General features: G+C 63.4%; 21 protein-coding genes. 3 read left to right on the forward strand and 18 right to left on the reverse strand.

Features of this window, described 5'->3' with window-relative positions; translation table 11 throughout:
• The first annotated feature begins 1 nt into the window (after position 1).
• Complete coding sequence (gene sugE / locus ABIB00_RS05610; RefSeq protein WP_247346198.1) at positions 2-316, forward strand: quaternary ammonium compound efflux SMR transporter SugE; 315 nt, start codon at positions 2-4, stop codon at positions 314-316.
• On the opposite strand, the gene ABIB00_RS05615 is transcribed toward sugE, so the two are convergent.
• The 7 genes from ABIB00_RS05615 to ABIB00_RS05645 all read right to left on the reverse strand — a co-directional run bounded on the left by ABIB00_RS05615 (position 309) and on the right by ABIB00_RS05645 (position 6,848).
• Positions 309-1,316 (reverse strand): inorganic phosphate transporter, encoded by a 1,008-nt coding sequence (locus tag ABIB00_RS05615; RefSeq protein ID WP_247346195.1) that lies wholly within the window; start codon positions 1,314-1,316, stop codon positions 309-311. The genes sugE and ABIB00_RS05615 overlap by 8 nt on opposite strands.
• 15 nt (positions 1,317-1,331) lie before the next feature.
• Entirely contained in the window at positions 1,332-1,976 is a 645-nt protein-coding gene (locus ABIB00_RS05620) for a DUF47 domain-containing protein (RefSeq protein ID WP_354103656.1), read from the reverse strand.
• Between the two features lie 158 nt (positions 1,977-2,134).
• Positions 2,135-3,103: a branched-chain amino acid ABC transporter permease gene (locus ABIB00_RS05625; protein ID WP_247446872.1), complete on the reverse strand. Its 969-nt coding sequence runs from the start codon at positions 3,101-3,103 to the stop codon at positions 2,135-2,137.
• A gap of 1 nt (position 3,104) precedes the next feature.
• Positions 3,105-3,968 (reverse strand): branched-chain amino acid ABC transporter permease, encoded by an 864-nt coding sequence (locus ABIB00_RS05630; protein ID WP_354103657.1) that lies wholly within the window; start codon positions 3,966-3,968, stop codon positions 3,105-3,107.
• A gap of 72 nt (positions 3,969-4,040) precedes the next feature.
• Complete coding sequence (locus ABIB00_RS05635; RefSeq protein WP_354103658.1) at positions 4,041-5,264, reverse strand: ABC transporter substrate-binding protein; 1,224 nt, start codon at positions 5,262-5,264, stop codon at positions 4,041-4,043.
• A gap of 89 nt (positions 5,265-5,353) precedes the next feature.
• Positions 5,354-6,100 (reverse strand): ABC transporter ATP-binding protein, encoded by a 747-nt coding sequence (locus ABIB00_RS05640; protein ID WP_247346178.1) that lies wholly within the window; start codon positions 6,098-6,100, stop codon positions 5,354-5,356.
• On the reverse strand, positions 6,093-6,848 hold the full coding sequence (locus tag ABIB00_RS05645) for an ABC transporter ATP-binding protein (RefSeq protein WP_247346176.1): 756 nt from the start codon (positions 6,846-6,848) through the stop codon (positions 6,093-6,095). Before ABIB00_RS05645 ends, ABIB00_RS05640 begins: the two co-directional genes overlap by 8 nt.
• 351 nt (positions 6,849-7,199) lie before the next feature.
• Here ABIB00_RS05645 and ABIB00_RS05650 point away from each other — a divergent pair, with 351 nt between their 5' ends.
• Complete coding sequence (locus ABIB00_RS05650; RefSeq protein WP_247346173.1) at positions 7,200-7,847, forward strand: hypothetical protein; 648 nt, start codon at positions 7,200-7,202, stop codon at positions 7,845-7,847.
• A gap of 3 nt (positions 7,848-7,850) precedes the next feature.
• On the opposite strand, the gene ABIB00_RS05655 is transcribed toward ABIB00_RS05650, so the two are convergent.
• Positions 7,851-8,210 (reverse strand): ArsC family reductase, encoded by a 360-nt coding sequence (locus ABIB00_RS05655; RefSeq protein ID WP_247346170.1) that lies wholly within the window; start codon positions 8,208-8,210, stop codon positions 7,851-7,853.
• 105 nt (positions 8,211-8,315) lie between these two features.
• On the opposite strand from ABIB00_RS05655, the gene ABIB00_RS05660 reads away from it, so the two are divergent.
• Entirely contained in the window at positions 8,316-8,687 is a 372-nt protein-coding gene (locus ABIB00_RS05660) for a tRNA-binding protein (protein ID WP_247346167.1), read from the forward strand.
• 2 nt (positions 8,688-8,689) lie between these two features.
• Here ABIB00_RS05660 and ABIB00_RS05665 read toward each other — a convergent pair whose 3' ends face one another.
• From ABIB00_RS05665 to ABIB00_RS05710, 10 genes are all read right to left on the reverse strand, one after another.
• Positions 8,690-9,394, reverse strand: a complete 705-nt coding sequence (locus ABIB00_RS05665) for a glutathione S-transferase family protein (protein ID WP_354103862.1) — start codon at positions 9,392-9,394, stop codon at positions 8,690-8,692.
• A 100-nt stretch (positions 9,395-9,494) separates the two neighbouring features.
• Positions 9,495-9,737 carry a hypothetical protein gene (locus ABIB00_RS05670; protein WP_354103659.1) on the reverse strand — a complete coding sequence of 81 codons (243 nt, stop codon included), beginning with the start codon at positions 9,735-9,737 and terminating at the stop codon, positions 9,495-9,497.
• 16 nt (positions 9,738-9,753) lie between these two features.
• Complete coding sequence (locus ABIB00_RS05675) at positions 9,754-10,416, reverse strand: DUF429 domain-containing protein (RefSeq protein WP_354103660.1); 663 nt, start codon at positions 10,414-10,416, stop codon at positions 9,754-9,756.
• A gap of 31 nt (positions 10,417-10,447) precedes the next feature.
• Positions 10,448-10,795, reverse strand: coding sequence for a carboxymuconolactone decarboxylase family protein (locus tag ABIB00_RS05680; protein ID WP_354103661.1), 348 nt, complete (start codon positions 10,793-10,795; stop codon positions 10,448-10,450).
• Positions 10,796-10,798: 3 nt separating this feature from the next.
• Complete coding sequence (locus ABIB00_RS05685) at positions 10,799-11,320, reverse strand: RNA polymerase sigma factor (protein WP_247446865.1); 522 nt, start codon at positions 11,318-11,320, stop codon at positions 10,799-10,801.
• Positions 11,317-11,526 carry a YgaP family membrane protein gene (locus ABIB00_RS05690; protein WP_247446864.1) on the reverse strand — a complete coding sequence of 70 codons (210 nt, stop codon included), beginning with the start codon at positions 11,524-11,526 and terminating at the stop codon, positions 11,317-11,319. The genes ABIB00_RS05685 and ABIB00_RS05690 overlap by 4 nt, the downstream gene beginning before the upstream one ends.
• 98 nt (positions 11,527-11,624) lie before the next feature.
• Entirely contained in the window at positions 11,625-12,809 is a 1,185-nt protein-coding gene (locus ABIB00_RS05695; RefSeq protein ID WP_354103662.1) for a serine hydrolase domain-containing protein, read from the reverse strand.
• Between the two features lie 75 nt (positions 12,810-12,884).
• Positions 12,885-13,577, reverse strand: coding sequence for a GNAT family N-acetyltransferase (locus tag ABIB00_RS05700; protein WP_354103663.1), 693 nt, complete (start codon positions 13,575-13,577; stop codon positions 12,885-12,887).
• Positions 13,578-13,581: 4 nt separating this feature from the next.
• Positions 13,582-13,929 (reverse strand): Lin0512 family protein, encoded by a 348-nt coding sequence (locus tag ABIB00_RS05705; RefSeq protein WP_354103664.1) that lies wholly within the window; start codon positions 13,927-13,929, stop codon positions 13,582-13,584.
• Between the two features lie 38 nt (positions 13,930-13,967).
• Entirely contained in the window at positions 13,968-15,794 is a 1,827-nt protein-coding gene (locus ABIB00_RS05710) for a chloride channel protein (protein WP_354103665.1), read from the reverse strand.
• Positions 15,795-15,809 lie beyond the last annotated feature (15 nt).

Genomic DNA, 15,809 nt, shown 5'->3' on the forward strand with positions numbered 1-15,809 from the left:
CATGGCCTGGAGCATCCTGTTCGTCGCCGGTCTCCTGGAGATCGCCTGGGCGATCGGCCTCAAATACACCGAGGGATTTACGAAGCTCGTCCCGTCTGTCCTCACGCTCGGGGCCATGGCCGGCAGCATTATCCTGCTTGGGCTTGCCCTCAAATCGCTGCCGATTGGAACCGCTTATGCAGTCTGGACCGGCATCGGCGCGGTCGGCACCGCGACGCTCGGCATCATCCTGTTCGGCGAGCCGGCCACCGCGTTCCGCCTCGCCAGCATCGGGCTGATCGTCGCCGGGATTGTCGGGCTGAAGCTCGTTACCTGATGAAGATCTGTACTGCCCACCAGGTCAGCGCGGCGACGATGGCGGAGGCCGGCATCGTGATGACCCAGGCATAGACGATCGAGCTGGCGACATTCCAGCGCACCGCCGAGAGGCGGCGGGCGGCGCCGACGCCGACGATCGCGCCGGTGATGGTGTGGGTGGTCGAGACGGGAACACCGAGAAAGGTCGCCATGAACAGGGTCGCGGCACCGCCGGTCTCGGCGCAAAAGCCCTGCATCGGGGTCAGTTTTGTAATCCGCAATCCCATCGTGCGGACAATGCGCCAACCACCCATCAGCGTGCCCATTGCCATGGCCGCCTGGCAGGAGAGCACCACCCAGAAGGGCACGAAGAATTCGCCGCCAAGTTGGCCCTGCGAATAGAGCAGCACGGCGATGATGCCCATGGTCTTCTGCGCGTCATTGCCACCATGGCCGAGCGAATAGAGCGAAGCAGAGGCGAACTGCAGAATGCGGAAGGCGCGATCGACGGCAAAGGGGGTGGAGCGCACCGAGGCCCAGGAGACGATTGCAACCAGTACCATCGCGAGCAGGAAGCCGACGAGCGGAGACAGCACGATCGCGATCACCGTCTTGGACAATCCGCTCCAGACCGCCGCCGAAAGGCCGGCTTTGGCCACGCCGGCACCAAATAGACCGCCGATCAATGCGTGGGACGAAGACGATGGGATGCCGAGCGCCCATGTCACGAGGTTCCAGACGATGGCGCCGACCAGCGCCGCGAAGATCACCTGGGCATCCACGATCGCGGGATCGATGATGCCGGTGCCGATGGTCTGGGCGACGTGCAGCCCGAACACCATGAAGGCGACGAAATTGAAGAACGCGGCCCAGAACACCGCGAATTGCGGCCGCAGCACGCGGGTCGAGACGATGGTCGCGATCGAATTGGCGGCGTCATGCAGGCCGTTCAGGAAGTCGAACAACAGCGCGACGGCGATCAGTCCGACCAGGACGGGAAGACCCAACGCAACATCCACCGCGCGGCCCCTGCCCTAAACTTGCTCGATGACGATGCTGTTGATCTCGTTCGCGACGTCGTCGAAGCGGTCGGCGACTTTCTCGAGATGGTCGTAGATCTCCGCGCCGACGATGAAATCCATCGCGTTGCCGTCGCGATGCTTGAGGAATAGTTCCTTCAGCCCGATATCCTGGAGATCGTCGACGCGCCCCTCGAGCTTGGTCAATTCTTCCGTGATCGCAGTCAGCATGGCCACGTTCTGACCGATCGCCTGCATCAGCGGCAACGCGCGACCGACCAGATTGGCGCATTCCACCAAGAGCACGCCGATCTCGCGCATCGGCGGCTCGAAGATGCGAACCTCGAACAGCATCACGGCCTTGGCGGTCTGCTGCATCTGGTCGATGGCGTCGTCCATCGAGGTGATCAGGTTCTTGATGTCGCCGCGGTCGAACGGGGTGATGAAGGTGCGGCGCACCGCCGTCAGCACCTCGCGGGTGATGTTGTCGGCATCGTTCTCGAACTGGTTGACGCGCTGGCAATAGACCGGCGTCTCCGCGCCCCCGTTGAGCATGCCCTGGAGCGCGATCGAGCCCTGAATCACGGTCTGGGCGTGGCGGTCGAACAGGTCGAAGAACCGTTCTTCCTTGGGCAGGAAAGCGCGAAACAATCGCATCATGGGGGAGAGACTACCGGTTGGATAATGGCCTAGCCCAAGCGGGCCGTCATGAAACTGTCATAGACCATTTTCGATCCACGCGCGTGCCACCTCACGCCCGTGGAGTCGGATCATCCACCGCTTTCGCGCGCCAACGATTTTTCTGCTACATCAATGGCTTACAGCGAACGCCGGAGGTAATGCGCGATTTCGCCGATGACGCCACGGCGGAAGGTGAGCACACAGATCACGAAGATCGAGCCCTGGATCACCGTCACCCACTGGCCGAAGCTCGCCAGATATTGCTGCATGGCGATGATCGCGAAGGCACCGACCACGGGCCCGAAGATGGTCCCGAGCCCGCCGACCAGCGTCATCAGCACCACCTCGCCGGACATCGACCAGTGCACGTCGGTGAGCGAAGCGTTCTGCGCCACGAACACCTTCAGCGATCCCGCAAAGCCGGCGAGCGTGCCCGACAGGACGAAAGCCAGGAACTTGTACTGATCGGTCCGGTAACCGAGCGAGATCGCGCGCGGCTCGTTCTCACGGATCGCCTTCAGGACTTCGCCGAAAGGCGAATTGATGATGCGGTAGATCAGCAGGAAGCCGGCGAGGAAGCCGACCAGCACCACGTAGTAGAGCACGGTCGGCTTGGTCAGATCGAACACGCCGAACATGCGGCCCTGCGGGATGCCCTGGATGCCGTCCTCACCATGGGTGAACGGCGCCTGGAGGTAGATGAAGTACAGCAGCTGCGACAGCGCCAGCGTGATCATCGAGAAATAGATGCCCTGGCGGCGGATCGAGATGAAGCCGGTGATGAGCGAGAGCCCGAACGCCGCGGCAATGCCGACGAGGATGCCGAGTTCCGGCGGCAACGCCCACACTTTCAGCGCGTGCGCGCTGCAATAGCCGGCGGTGCCCATGAACATCGCGTGGCCGAACGAGAGCAGGCCGCCATAGCCGATCAGGAGATTGAATGCACAGGCCAGCAGCGCGAAGCACAGCGCCTGCATCACGAAGAACGGATAGATGCCGCTGAATGGCACCGCAGCCAGCAGCAGCGCCATCACCACGAACACGATCATCTCGTCGCGGATCGCGCGCGGGGGCGCCGGCAGTGTGTCGTCCGTCAAGGCTGTCATATCAGGCCGCCCTTCCCGTCAATCCCGTTGGCTTCACCAAGAGCACCAGCACCATCAGCACGAACACGACGGTGTTGGAGGCCTCGGGGTAGAAATACTTGGTCATGCCCTCGATCACACCGAGCGCGAAGCCGGTGATGATGGAGCCCATGATAGATCCCATGCCGCCGATCACGACCACCGCGAACACGACGATGATGAGGTCGGCTCCCATCAGCGGCCGCACCTGGTTGATCGGCGCCGACAGCACGCCGGCGAGCGCGGCAAGGCCGACACCGAGGCCGTAGGTCAGCGTGATCATGCGCGGCACGTTGACGCCGAAGGCGCGCACCAGCGTCGGGTTTTCGGTGGCTGCGCGCAAATAAGCGCCGAGCCGTGTCTTCTCGATCAGGAACCAGGTCGCGATGCAGACCGCCAGCGAGAAGATGACGACCCAGCCGCGATAGACGGGCAGGAACATGAAGCCGAGATTCATGCCGCCCTTGAGCTGGTCCGGAATGGCGTAAGGCAGGCCGGAGGAGCCGAAGTAGTTCTGGAACACGCCCTGCACAATCAGCGCAATGCCGAAGGTCAGAAGCAGACCGTAGAGATGATCCAGCCCGGTCAGCCATTGCAGCATGGTCCGCTCCAGGATCATGCCGAAGATGCCGACGATGATCGGCGCAAGCAGCAACGCCCACCAGTAGTTGATGCCGCCGAGGTTCAGCAGGAAATAGGCAGCGAACGCGCCCATCATGTAGACCGCACCATGGGCGAAATTGATGATGTTGAGCATGCCGAAGATCACGGCAAGCCCGAGACTGAGCAGCGCGTAGAACGAGCCGTTGATCAGTCCCACCAGTAGCTGAGCGTAAAGAGCCTGCATCGATCCCGCACCCGGTCCCTTCGGCGTTCCCTGAAAGTCGCCCGCAGGCCTGATGGCCTGCGGGCGGTTATCTTACTTCTTCAAGAGCGCGCACTTGCTCTCGGACAGCGGCGTGAAAGCCTGGTCGCCCGGCACCGTGCCGACCAGCTTGTAGAAGTCCCACGGTCCCTTGGACTCGGAGGGCTTCTTCACCTCGAACAGATAGGCATTGTGGATGGTGCGGCCGTTGGGCTGGATCTCGCCCTTGCCGAACAGATCGTCTTCCGTCGGCATCGACTTCATCTTCTCGACGACCTTGGCGCCGTCATGCGGGTTGCCGCCGAGCGCTTCCAGTGCCTTGAAATAGTGACGCACGCCCGCATAGACGCCGGCCTGCACCATGGTGGGCGGCGCGTTGCTCTTCATCCTCTCGGCGAAGCGCTTGGAGAACGCCCGGGTCTGGTCGTTCATGTCCCAGTAGAAGGTCTCGGTGAAGTTGAGGCCCTGCGCGGTCTCGAGCCCGATCGCCTTGACGTCGGTGAGGAACAGCAGCAGCGCCGCGAGCTTCTGACCGCCCTTGACGATGCCGAACTCGGCCGCCTGCTTGATCGTGTTGGTGGTGTCGCCGCCGGCATTGGCAAGGCCGATGATCTTGGCCTTGGAGGCTTGCGCCTGGAGCAGGAAGGACGAGAAGTCCGGCGTGTTCAGCGGATGCTTGACGCTGCCGACCACCTTGCCGCCATTGGCGGTGATGACCGCAGTGGTGTCGCGCTCCAGCGCCGCGCCGAAGGCGTAGTCCGCGGTCAGGAAGAACCAGGTGTCGCCACCGGCCTTCACCAGCGCCTGGCCGGTGGTATGCGCCAGCATGTAAGTGTCGTAGGTCCAGTGCACGGTATTCGGCGAGCACTGCGCATTGGTGAGGTCGGAGGTCGCCGCACCCGAGTTGATGTAGACGCCGTTCTTCTCCTTGACGACGTTGTTGACGGCCAGCGCCACGCCGGAATTCGGCACGTCGACGATGATGTCGACCTTGTCGACGTCGAACCATTGCCGCGCGATCGCGGTGCCGATGTCGGGCTTGTTCTGGTGATCGCCCGAGATGAGGTCGATCTTCCAGCCCTTCGCAGCCAGGCCGGAATCTTCAATGGCCATCTGCGCGGCGAGCGTCGAGCCCGGTCCGCCGAGGTCGGCGTAGAGCCCGGACTGATCGGACAGCGCGCCGATCTTGACGGTCTTGTCCTGCGCGGACGCGACGCCCGTTACGGCGAAGGTGAGCGCGGTGGTCAGCAGCAATGACGCAATCGACATGGTCTTCATGCAACTTTCCTTTTGAATTTTCTCGTTCGCAGTTCTTTTGTTGAGCATGATCTTTCGGAAAACCGCTACACACTTTTCCGGATCATGCTTTAAACGCCGAGATAGGTGTGGAGCTTGTCCATGTTGGCGGCAAGCTCCGCATTGGAAAATCCGTCAATGATCTTGCCGTGCTCGACCACGTAATAGCGGTCGGCGACGGTGGATGCGAAGCGGAAGTTCTGCTCGACCAGGAGGATCGTAAAACCCTCCTTCTTGAGCCGCGCAATGGTGTGGCCGATCTGCTGGATGATGACGGGCGCGAGACCCTCGGTCGGCTCGTCCAGCATCAGGAAGTTCGCGCCGGTGCGTAGGATGCGCGCGATCGCGAGCATCTGCTGCTCACCGCCGGAGAGTTTGGTTCCTTGGCTGTTGAGCCGTTCCTTCAGGTTCGGAAACAGATCGAAGATCTGCTCGAGCGGCAATCCCCCTGGGCGCACCACCGGCGGCAGCATCAGGTTCTCCCGCACGTCGAGGCTGGAGAATATCCCCCGCTCTTCCGGACAGAACGCGATGCCCATGCGCGCGATCTTGTCCGAGGTCGTACGGATGATGTCCTGGTTGTTGAACTTCACCGAGCCGGTACGCTTGCCGATGATGCCCATGATCGACTTCAGCGTGGTGGTCTTGCCGGCGCCGTTGCGCCCGAGCAGCGTGACGACCTCGCCCGCATTCACGTCGAAATTGATCCCGTGCAGGATGTGGGACTCGCCGTACCAGGCTTCCAGGTTGCGGACCTGAAGGATGTTGCCGCCGCTTGCGGTCTTTGCGGGAGCTTGCGCGGTTGCAGTCTCAACCATGACCGGCTCCCAGATAGGCTTCCTTGACGCGTTCGTCCTTGGTGAGTTCGCTGTAATGGCCTTGCGCGAGCACCTGCCCGCGCGTCAGCACGGTGATGATGTCGGAGAGGTTGGCCACGACGCTCAGATTATGCTCGACCATCAGGATGGTATACTTCGCGGAGATGCGCTTGATCAGCGCGGCGATCTTGTCGATGTCCTCGTGGCCCATGCCGGCCATCGGCTCGTCCAGCAGCATCATCTCGGGGTCGAGTGCAAGCGTGGTTGCGATCTCCAGTGCGCGCTTGCGCCCGTAAGGCATCTCGACCGCGGGCGTATTGGCGAACTCGCTGAGGCCGACATCGTTCAACAATTCGCGCGCGCGATCGTTGAATTGGTTGAGCACGGACTTGGAGCGCCAGAAATCGAAGGAGCTGCCGTGCTGGCGCTGAAGCGCGACGCGGACATTTTCCAGCGCGGTGAGATGCGGAAATACCGCCGAGATCTGGAACGAACGAACCAGCCCCAGGCGAGCCACGTCGGCGGGCGCCATCGTGGTGATGTCCTGCCCCTTGTATAGGATTTTTCCGGCAGACGGCTTGAGGAACTTGGTCAAAAGATTGAAGCACGTCGTCTTGCCGGCGCCGTTGGGGCCGATCAACGCGTGAATGCTCCCACGGCGAACCTTGAGCGCAACGTCCCGGACGGCGAAGAAGCCCGCGAACTCCTTGGTCAAGCCTTCCGTTTCGAGAATGAACTCATCGGCCAAACAGTTTTCCCCCTGCCCGCGCAACACGCGTGGCTGTCCTTGTTGCTTCGGTTTCCGGAGGCCTTTTTCCGGAGGCCTTGGAGCCTCTCCGGAACGCCGCCTCCGGGCGCGGAATATGCCGGAGGTGACGGGGGTTAGGCAAGGCGGAAAGCTGAGCAGGTCAGGCCTCCGGCCGGGAGACTTATGCTCCCTTAGTCGGACGTGTTTTGATGTCGCCTGCCCAGCCTCCCGGTCGCAAGGCGCCGGTCATCAAGCCGTCGTTAACGGTCTTTCGGTCCATGCGCCAGCCTTCATAGAAAATTTTCCCGCAACCAGGATCATGCGCGGGTTTTATACGTCGGGAATATTATCGTGGATTTTGCAAGCGCCGCTCCTTCTGTGGTGAAGTCGATCAGGCAGCGTGATCTCCTGAACACGTGGCTGCGGCTTTATGCGCGCGAGCAGATGGCCCCGGCGATCTGGGAGTACCAGCCCGAGCGGCTCGAGGAAGAGCTCTCCGATCTCATCTATTATACGGTCGACATTTCGGCGCCGAAGCCGCGTCTGACCATCCAGAGCGAAGGTACGCGCATCTCGCGCGCCTATGGACACACGGGCAAAGGCGTTCTGCTCGACGACTATATCGGGCCGCGACTCGTGCCCTTTGTGATGCCGGTCTATTATGAATGCGTGGCGCGCGGCCTGCCCGTCTACAGCGTTGCCGACGTCGACGACATTTACGGGCGGATCGTCGCCTATGAGCGCTTGCTGCTGCCGTTCCAGGTCGACGGCAATATCTGTCACATCATCGCATCGCTCAAGACCTTCTGCGAGGATGGCGGCTTCGAGATCAAGAACCTGATGCGCGGAAATGACGCGCTGCCGCGCCCGAGATCGCGCGCGGTGATCGACCGCGACCTGTTCCATCGCGCTCCCGGCCGCATCGCGCCCGCCGAACTGGTCGAGTTCGCGGACCAGTCGGGCTCCGGTGTCACCACCGCGATCATCGAGCTGAACTAGCCGTCAGCGCGATTTGGCGCCGAAATCCTTGGCGTAGATCTCCGGCTTGAAGCCGACCAGCACCTTGCCGCCAATTTCCAGCACCGGCCGCTTGATCATCGATGGTTGCGCTAGCATCAACACCAGCGCCTTCTTCTCGCTCAAGCCTTCCTTGTCGGCATCGGGAAGCTTCCTGAAGGTCGTCCCGGCGCGATTGAGCAGCGTCTCCCAGCCGACCTTGTCGCTCCACTGCTTGAGCTTGTCCTTCTCCACCCCCTCCGTCTTGTAGTCGTGAAACGTGTAAGTCACGCCATGGGTGTCGAGCCAGGCGCGCGCCTTCTTCATGGTGTCGCAGTTCTTGATGCCGTAGATGATGTTGGGCAAGACGTTCCTCGCGCATGCGTCGTATCGTGATCCCCAAGCGTTGTACGCAACTCCGGTTCGCGCGACAATATTGCGAACGACGCCAACTCTCCGAACGGACACTCCATGCACGTCACCCACGATCCAGCCGCGACCGCGTCGCCGACCATCGACTTCAACAGCTTCCTCGCGGTCGATATTCGCGTCGGCACCATCGTCGATGCAAAACCGTTCCCGGAGGCGCGCAAGCCGGCCTGGCGTCTGTGGATCGACTTCGGTCCCGCGATTGGCGTGCGCAAGAGCTCGGCGCAGATCACCGAAAACCATCCGCTTGAGACGCTGGTCGGCCAACAGGTCGCGGCCGTCGTCAATTTCCCGCCGCGCCAGATCGGTCCGGTCGTCTCGGAGGTACTGACGCTCGGTTTCCCCGATGCCGAGGGCAAGGTCGTGCTGGTGCAGCCGAGCAAGCCCGTGCCGAACGGCGGACGGCTGTTCTAGCCCTAAGGCCGCTTCGGAATGTTCAGCCCGCTCTGGACGGAAGGACGCGCAAGGCCGCGTTCGAGCCAGGCGCCCACCGACTTGAATTGGCCGAATTCTACGAGATCGCCGGCGCCGTAGAACCCGACGAGGTTGCGCACCCAGCCGAGCATGGAAATGTCGGCGATGGTGTAGTCGTCATCCATGAACCATTGCCGGCCGGTAAGATGCGTCTCCATCACGCCGAGCAGGCGCTTGGCCTCGCCCGCGTAGCGCCCGAGCGGCCGCTTGTCCTCGAAATCCTTGCCGGCGAATTTGTGGAAAAAGCCGACCTGGCCGAACATCGGCCCGATGCCGCCCATCTGGAAATGCAGCCACGCGAGCGTCTGGTAACGGCGCGCCGCATCCTGCGGCAGCAGCTTGCCGGTCTTCTCCGCGAGGTACTGCAGGATCGCCCCGGACTCGAACAGCGGCAGCGGCCTACCGCCGGGACCGTTCGGATCGAGGATCGCCGGGATCTTGCCGTTCGGATTAAGCGAGAGGAATTCCGCCGTCTTCTGATCGTCTTTGCCGAAATCGACGAGGTGGACTTCGTAAGGAAGCCCGATCTCTTCCAGCATGATCGAGACCTTGACGCCGTTCGGCGTCGGCAGCGAATAAAGCTGGAGCAACTCCGGGTGCTTGGCTGGCCAGCGCTTGGTGATGGGAAAGGCGGACAGATCGGACATCGGGACCCCGGCTTCGTTCATGAGACGCCGCCTAATCTAGGCGAGCGGACGAACGACGCAAGGTCGAGTGCTCAGATCGATTTCCCGCACCGGGATCAGGTCACAATGGCCGTAGCAAATGGCTGGTGGCGTAAGTCATATCGCGCTGTACGCGCTGCTCGATGAAGCGCTGCCCGGTAACGAGCAGCGCTCCGGTGAAAACAAGCGCGAGCATCGCGGTCGCGAACTGACTGGTATCATTCATCGCACGAGCTTCTCTCACATCGGTTCGCACGGGGAACGCGGGCCGACCATCGACAGTTCCTGCAGGCTTCAAATAAATTGCCGCTTTTTCCCGGCTCATGAGCCGGCTGCCCGCCTCAATAGTTGATCTCCATCCGCAGTCCGTGCGGGTCCTCCTCCTCGCCGACACGTTGCGTGCTGTCGCGTGCCGCGACGGTGCAAGCACAGGCGTCGATAAGATCGTCGCGGCCGATGCCGGTGCCGTGACGTTGGGTCAACCATTTCGGCAGGCGCGTGAAGCCGCGTTGCGCGAGGAGCGCGATGCGCTGCTCACGGCCTTCCGCGGATGTCTTCTTCGCAAGCCGGACACACCCTGCGAGATTCCAGAAGATCAATTCCGGATGCGCTTCGCCGATCGTCGCCTGCCGCGCCGGCGTCATGATCCCGTCGACGTCCCTGATCTTGTCTCTGATATTCCAGAGCTGTGCCGATACGCCCCTGCCCTTGCCTTCGCGCTCCCAATAGTGGCGATTGGCTGCCGCCATGTCGGCAAATGTCCAGAGGTCTCGGCGCGCGCCGAGAAACACGGCGGGACCGACCAGCTCGCGTGCGCGCAAATCGCAGATGCGATAGCCGCTCGGCTTCAATCCGATCGGCATATCGATCATCGCACGCGCGTGCGGCATCGCGAGCAAGCGCGTCAGGCCGGGTGAATAATCGAAGCCATGATCGCCGCTCGCGTCGATCCAGGCAGCGACCCAGCCGAAGCGAAATCCGTCGAGGCCGAGATAGTTGTTCACGCGTACGATCCAGCCGCCGACCCGCGCTCGTTCATCCCGTGCCCTCGCTCCGATGTCGCTCGAACAGGCGCTGCGCCAACAGTGCATGGCCGAGCGTGCCGCCGGCGCGAACAGCCGCCGCAATCAATGCGGCCTCCGCGACTTCCTCGCGCGTTGCACCGGCCTTCGCCGCCTGCGCCGTGTGCACGTCGAGGCAATAGGCGCATTGCGTGGTGAGTGCGACCGCGAGGGAGATCAGCTCGCGATATTTTGGCGGGATCAATCCGTCCTTGCGCTCGACCGCGTGGTTGAACGCAAGGAACGCGCTGGCCTCGACCGGCGCGAGCGCCACGAAGTCCGGGATCGATTTCAGATCGTCAGGGCTTTGATAACAGGTCATGGCTCACCTCGTCAGATATTCGCGCATCAGGGCGCGGGCGCGATGCAGGCGTGCCTTCACGGTTTGCCTTGTCGTATCGAGTGCGACGGCGATTTCGTCGATGGTCATTTCCTTGACGTCGCGCATCAGCGCGACATCGCGGTAGTGCGGCGGCAGCGCCTCGAAGGCTGCCGCGACGTCGAGCCGCAAATCGGCTTCTGGGCGCGACAGCAGCAGCGCCTCCGCCTCTCCGTCGTCAATCGCCGGCGCGAGCCCCGCCTTGCGGGCGAGCCGCAGGCATTCGCGGCGGACCACGCTGAACAGCCAGGCCGAAAACGCGAGCCACGAGCGGATCGTGCCGACATGGCGAAACAGGATCCACAGCGCCTCCTGCGTCGCATCCTCGGCATCCGCCGAGCTGCGGCAGGTGGCGCGGGCATAGCGACGGATGTTCGGCTGCGCCGTCTTGAGCAGAGACGCGATCGCCTGGGGATCGCCGAGGCGCGCGGCCTCGAACAGGTTTGGCGAGATCACGGCGGCTCTCACGACACCCCTCCCCTTCCGATGCCGGCCATCGCGCAGATCGGACAATAGCCGACCAGGCCGGTCAGCGCGAAGCCGGCGCCGCCGAACGCAACCAGCCACGCCGCAGCACCGCTGAGATACACGAATGCGGCGACCGTCACCGCGACGCCTAAGGCAATCCGCACCGCCTGATGCAGGCCGCCGATGTTCTTCCTGTAAAATGCCATCACATCCTCCGAGATGAGCCGAAGCAAAATGCCCCGACCATCAAGAGAGGGCGCGACGACCCGAAACGATTCGCGGCACCGTGCAATTTTTTTCGCGCTCAGCTTCCGACGGCCTGATAGGCCAGACGCTTGAATTCGAAGAAGAACGGATTCCAGAAACCCATGTAGCGCTGCGTCATCAGCACGCCGGCGGTATTGGCCTGCGGGCAGATCCACCAATGGGTGCCGGCAAGGCCGCCCCACTGGAATTCGCCGGTGGAATTCGGGGGATCGAACGGCATCGGCGCGAAGGTGACGGCGCCGCCGAGGCCAAAGCCTTTGCCGGGGATTGGGCCGAGATTGGCGAAGCGGATGGTCTGGCCTGCGGGCAACTGGTTCGTCATCATCTGCCGCAGCGTCTCCGGCTTCAGCAGCGCATCCGGGCCGGGTAGCAGCGCCCGTACCAAAGCGAGCATGTCGGGCAAGGTCGAGACCAGCCCGCCGCCGCCCGACAGCCGCGGGAACTGCCGTCGATAGGCCTGCGGATAAGGCAGATTGTCGGCCCGGGTGAGGCCGGGCTTCATCGGGTCCAGCACGTCGGCACCATTGTACAGCGCGACCAACCTGCCCTGCTGCGCGTCCGGCACGTGGAAGCCGGTGTCGGTCATGCCGAGCGGCTCGAAGATGCACGCCTTGAAGACGGCGTCGAGCGGCTTGCCGGAGACGACCTCCACGACACGCCCGAGCACGTCGGTCGCAACCGAATATTCCCAGGACGAGCCGGGATGATAGGACAGCGGCAGATCGGCGAGCTGGTCGATCATGCCGGTCAGCGGCGTGAGCGGATTGAGGATGATCGCCTCGTTATAGCCTTTGAACAGCACCGAGCCGGGATCGAAGATGCCGTAGCTGAGGCCGGCCGTATGGGTGAGAAGCTGGCGGACCGTGATCGGGCTCTTGGCTGGCTCGACGTCGGCAAGGCTCGAAGCGCCCGGCTTCAGCACCTTGCGATTGCCGAGTTGCGGCAAGAATTTCTCGACGACATCATCAAGCCCGATGCGGCCTTCCTCGACCAGCAGCATGACCGCGCAGGTGACGAAGATCTTGGTATTGGAAAACGCCCGAAAAATGTGATCGGGCCGCAGCGCGGTACTCGCCTCGCGATCGGCGAAACCGACGCATTGCTGATCGACGACCTCGCGCCCGCGCAGCACCGCCCAGGATGCGCCAGGAATGATCTCCTGATCGACGTAACGCTGCATTGCCGTCCGTGTGGCGGAAAAATCAGGTGTTCTGGCGTCCATGTGCTTCCCCCAATGATGGTTGGGATCGATATAGCGTGAATTCGCCGGATATGAAGCCCGTCCGAACGGCGCAGCTCAGTCCTGTTTCATGAACGCAGTGATGTGCAGGCGGCGCCGAATCCGCATCCCCTGCCGCAGGTACAGCGCGATGGCTGATGAGTTGCTCGAAAACACGTGCAGGAACGGAATTTCGCCGCGTGCCTCGATCTGGCGCGCGACCGCCGCGAGCAGTGCCTGCGCGTAGCCTCGCCCCCGATGATCAGGGTGGACGCAGACGGCCGTCATCTCGACGAAATTGCCCGGCTTCATGCGCTCGCCGGCCATCGCGACCAATTCGCCGCCGGTGCGGATGCCGAGGAACGTGCCGAGCTCGTGCGTGCGTCGCGCGAAGGGACCGGGCTTGGTCAACTCGGTCAGCGCCATCATGGCGGGAACGTCGGCCGCACCCAACCTGACGATCTCGGCGTCGCGAAGCGGGCTGTCGGCGGGCGAGCCGATCATCTGCTCGCAGGGTCCGGCGAGCACGACCTTGAAGCCGGCGGGAACGTCGACCGTATCCGGCGTAAACAGCGCGGCGACCTGCGAGCCGGAGAGAAGATCGCCGAGCGCGGCAAAGCTCGCCTCGGACATGTCGACCATGTCGGCAAACGGCGTCATGTCCACGGGGTAGCGCAGCGCGCGCGGGTCCCCTTCGGCCAGATGTTTGTGGCTGGTCGTGAGCGCGCTCCAGATCGGGCGATCCAGCAGCGTCACGTCACCGTCGGACACAGTCTCAATCCTGCTCGAAGCTGACGATGACGGCGGCATTGGCGATGAGGATGGGGTCGTTGCCCTGTTCCGGGGCCGAGGGAATCTCCAGCCCACCCTTGACCGCGTTGACGGTCACCGTGCCGTAAGGCAGCTCCTTGGCGACGGCTTCCTTGTCCACGCTTTCCGGATTCGGCACGGCGATCGTGACGTCGACGAACATGTCGTTCGCGGTCTTGTTGATCATCCGGAAGAAACCGAGGCTCGAATGCCTGATGGCATCCGACACCGCGCGCTTGGCCGCTTTGGTGGCGTCCTTGCCGTGGACGTCCACGCCCATGCCCATCTCGGTGATACAGCGAACGCGAGTCATGCTCATTCCTGTCGGTGCTGGAATTTCGGTGCTGGAATTCAGAGGGGCTGAGCTTCCGCGATCCGCGCCTCCGGCACAAGCGCCTTTTCGCGCAGGAAATATGCGTTGCGGTCCTCCTCCTGCGCATTCACGACCGCGCGAATTCGCAGCAGATCCTTGCGCGCCACCAGACCCACCACACGATGGTTGGCGCGGTCGACCACCGGCAAGCGGCCGATATCCGAGGCGACCATGAGATCGGCGACCCGCCCCAGGACGTCGTCGGGATGTGCCACCACTGCCGACGTATCCGACACGACATCGTCGAGCGTTGCGGCCTGGTGATCGCCCTCGGTGCGCCAGCGCAGCACGTCGGCACGGGTGACCATGCCGGCGAGCCGCCCGTCGGCGGCGACCACCGGATAGGATTTGTGACGGCGCTGATCGGCGGTGAAGAAAGCGACCGCCGCGTCGACAGGCATGTCGACCGGCAGCGTGTCGACATTCGTCACCATGACATCGGCGGCGCGCAGCAGCTCGAATGGATCGATCGCGTATTCGCGCGTGATGTGCTGACCGCGGCGCGCAATCTTCTCGGTCAGGATCGAGCGCTTCAGCAGCAGCACGGTAACCGCATGCGCCGCGCCGGTTGCCGCCAGCAACGGCAGCAGCATGTCGATGTTACCGGTCAGCTCGATCGCGAACATCACGCCTGTCAGCGGCGAGCGCATCGTGCCGCCCATCATCGCGGCCATCCCGACCAGCGCCCAGAACGACGTTCCGCCGGGCAGCACCAGTCCCTCGATCCAGCCGGCCGTGCCGCCGAGGATGAGCAGCGGCGCCAGTACGCCGCCTGACGTACCCGAGCTCAGCGCGATCACCCAGATCGCGGACTTCACCAGCAGCAGCCGGATCGCCTCGTCGCGCGCCATGTGACCCGACAACAGATCGGCGATCACGTCGTAACCGACGCCGAGCGCGCGCGGATCAATGAACCCGCCGAGGCCAACGGCGAGGCCGCCGAGCATCGGCCACCACATCCAGTGCACCGGCAGATGGTCGAACAGGTCTTCGATCGCGTAGAGCAGCCGCGTCATCAGGCCGGATTGCAGGCCGGCCACGATCCCGACGCCGACCGCAGCTGCCAGTCCCCACCAGGGCAGATCCGGCCGCTCCGCGAACGGAAACAATGGCCCTGTCCCGAACAGCAACGGGCGCCACGCCGCCGAGATCACCGCCCCCGTCACGACAGGCAGGAAGCTGCGCGGCTTCCATTCGAACAGGAGCAGCTCGACTGCGAGCAGGACCGCCGCGATCGGCGTGCCGAAGATCGCCGTCATGCCGGCAGCGGCACCGGCGACCAGCAGCGTCTTGCGCTCGGCTGCGGTGAGATGGAAGCACTGCGCGAAGATCGAGCCGATCGCACCGCCGGTCATGATGATCGGCCCCTCGGCGCCGAACGGACCGCCGCTTCCTATCGACACCGCCGAGGACAGCGGTTTCAGGATCGCGACCTTCGGCTGCATCCGGCTGCCGCCGATCAGGATCGCCTCGATCGCTTCGGGGATGCCGTGGCCGCGGATCTTCTCCGAGCCGAACCGCGCCATCAGCCCGATCACGAGGCCACCGAGCGCCGGCGCCAGCACCATCCAGATTCCCGGATGGGCGTTCGCGAGCGAGACATTCTCGGTGCTGATATGACCGAACCAGACCAGATTGGTCACCAGCGCAATCAGCTTCAGCAGCACCCACGCGGCTCCGGCGCCGAGGCTGCCGACCAGCACCGCCATGCCGATCAGGACCAGCACGCGGCGGTCGGCGGTGAAATCTCCGGGCTTGCCGCGAGGACGCGGGAGGCCGCCGGTAATGTCCACGGTCTGGCGCATGAACTGCTCTTGAAG

The sequence above is a fragment of the Bradyrhizobium sp. LB14.3 genome (assembly GCF_040547985.1).
Taxonomy (GTDB): Bacteria; Pseudomonadota; Alphaproteobacteria; order Rhizobiales; family Xanthobacteraceae; genus Bradyrhizobium.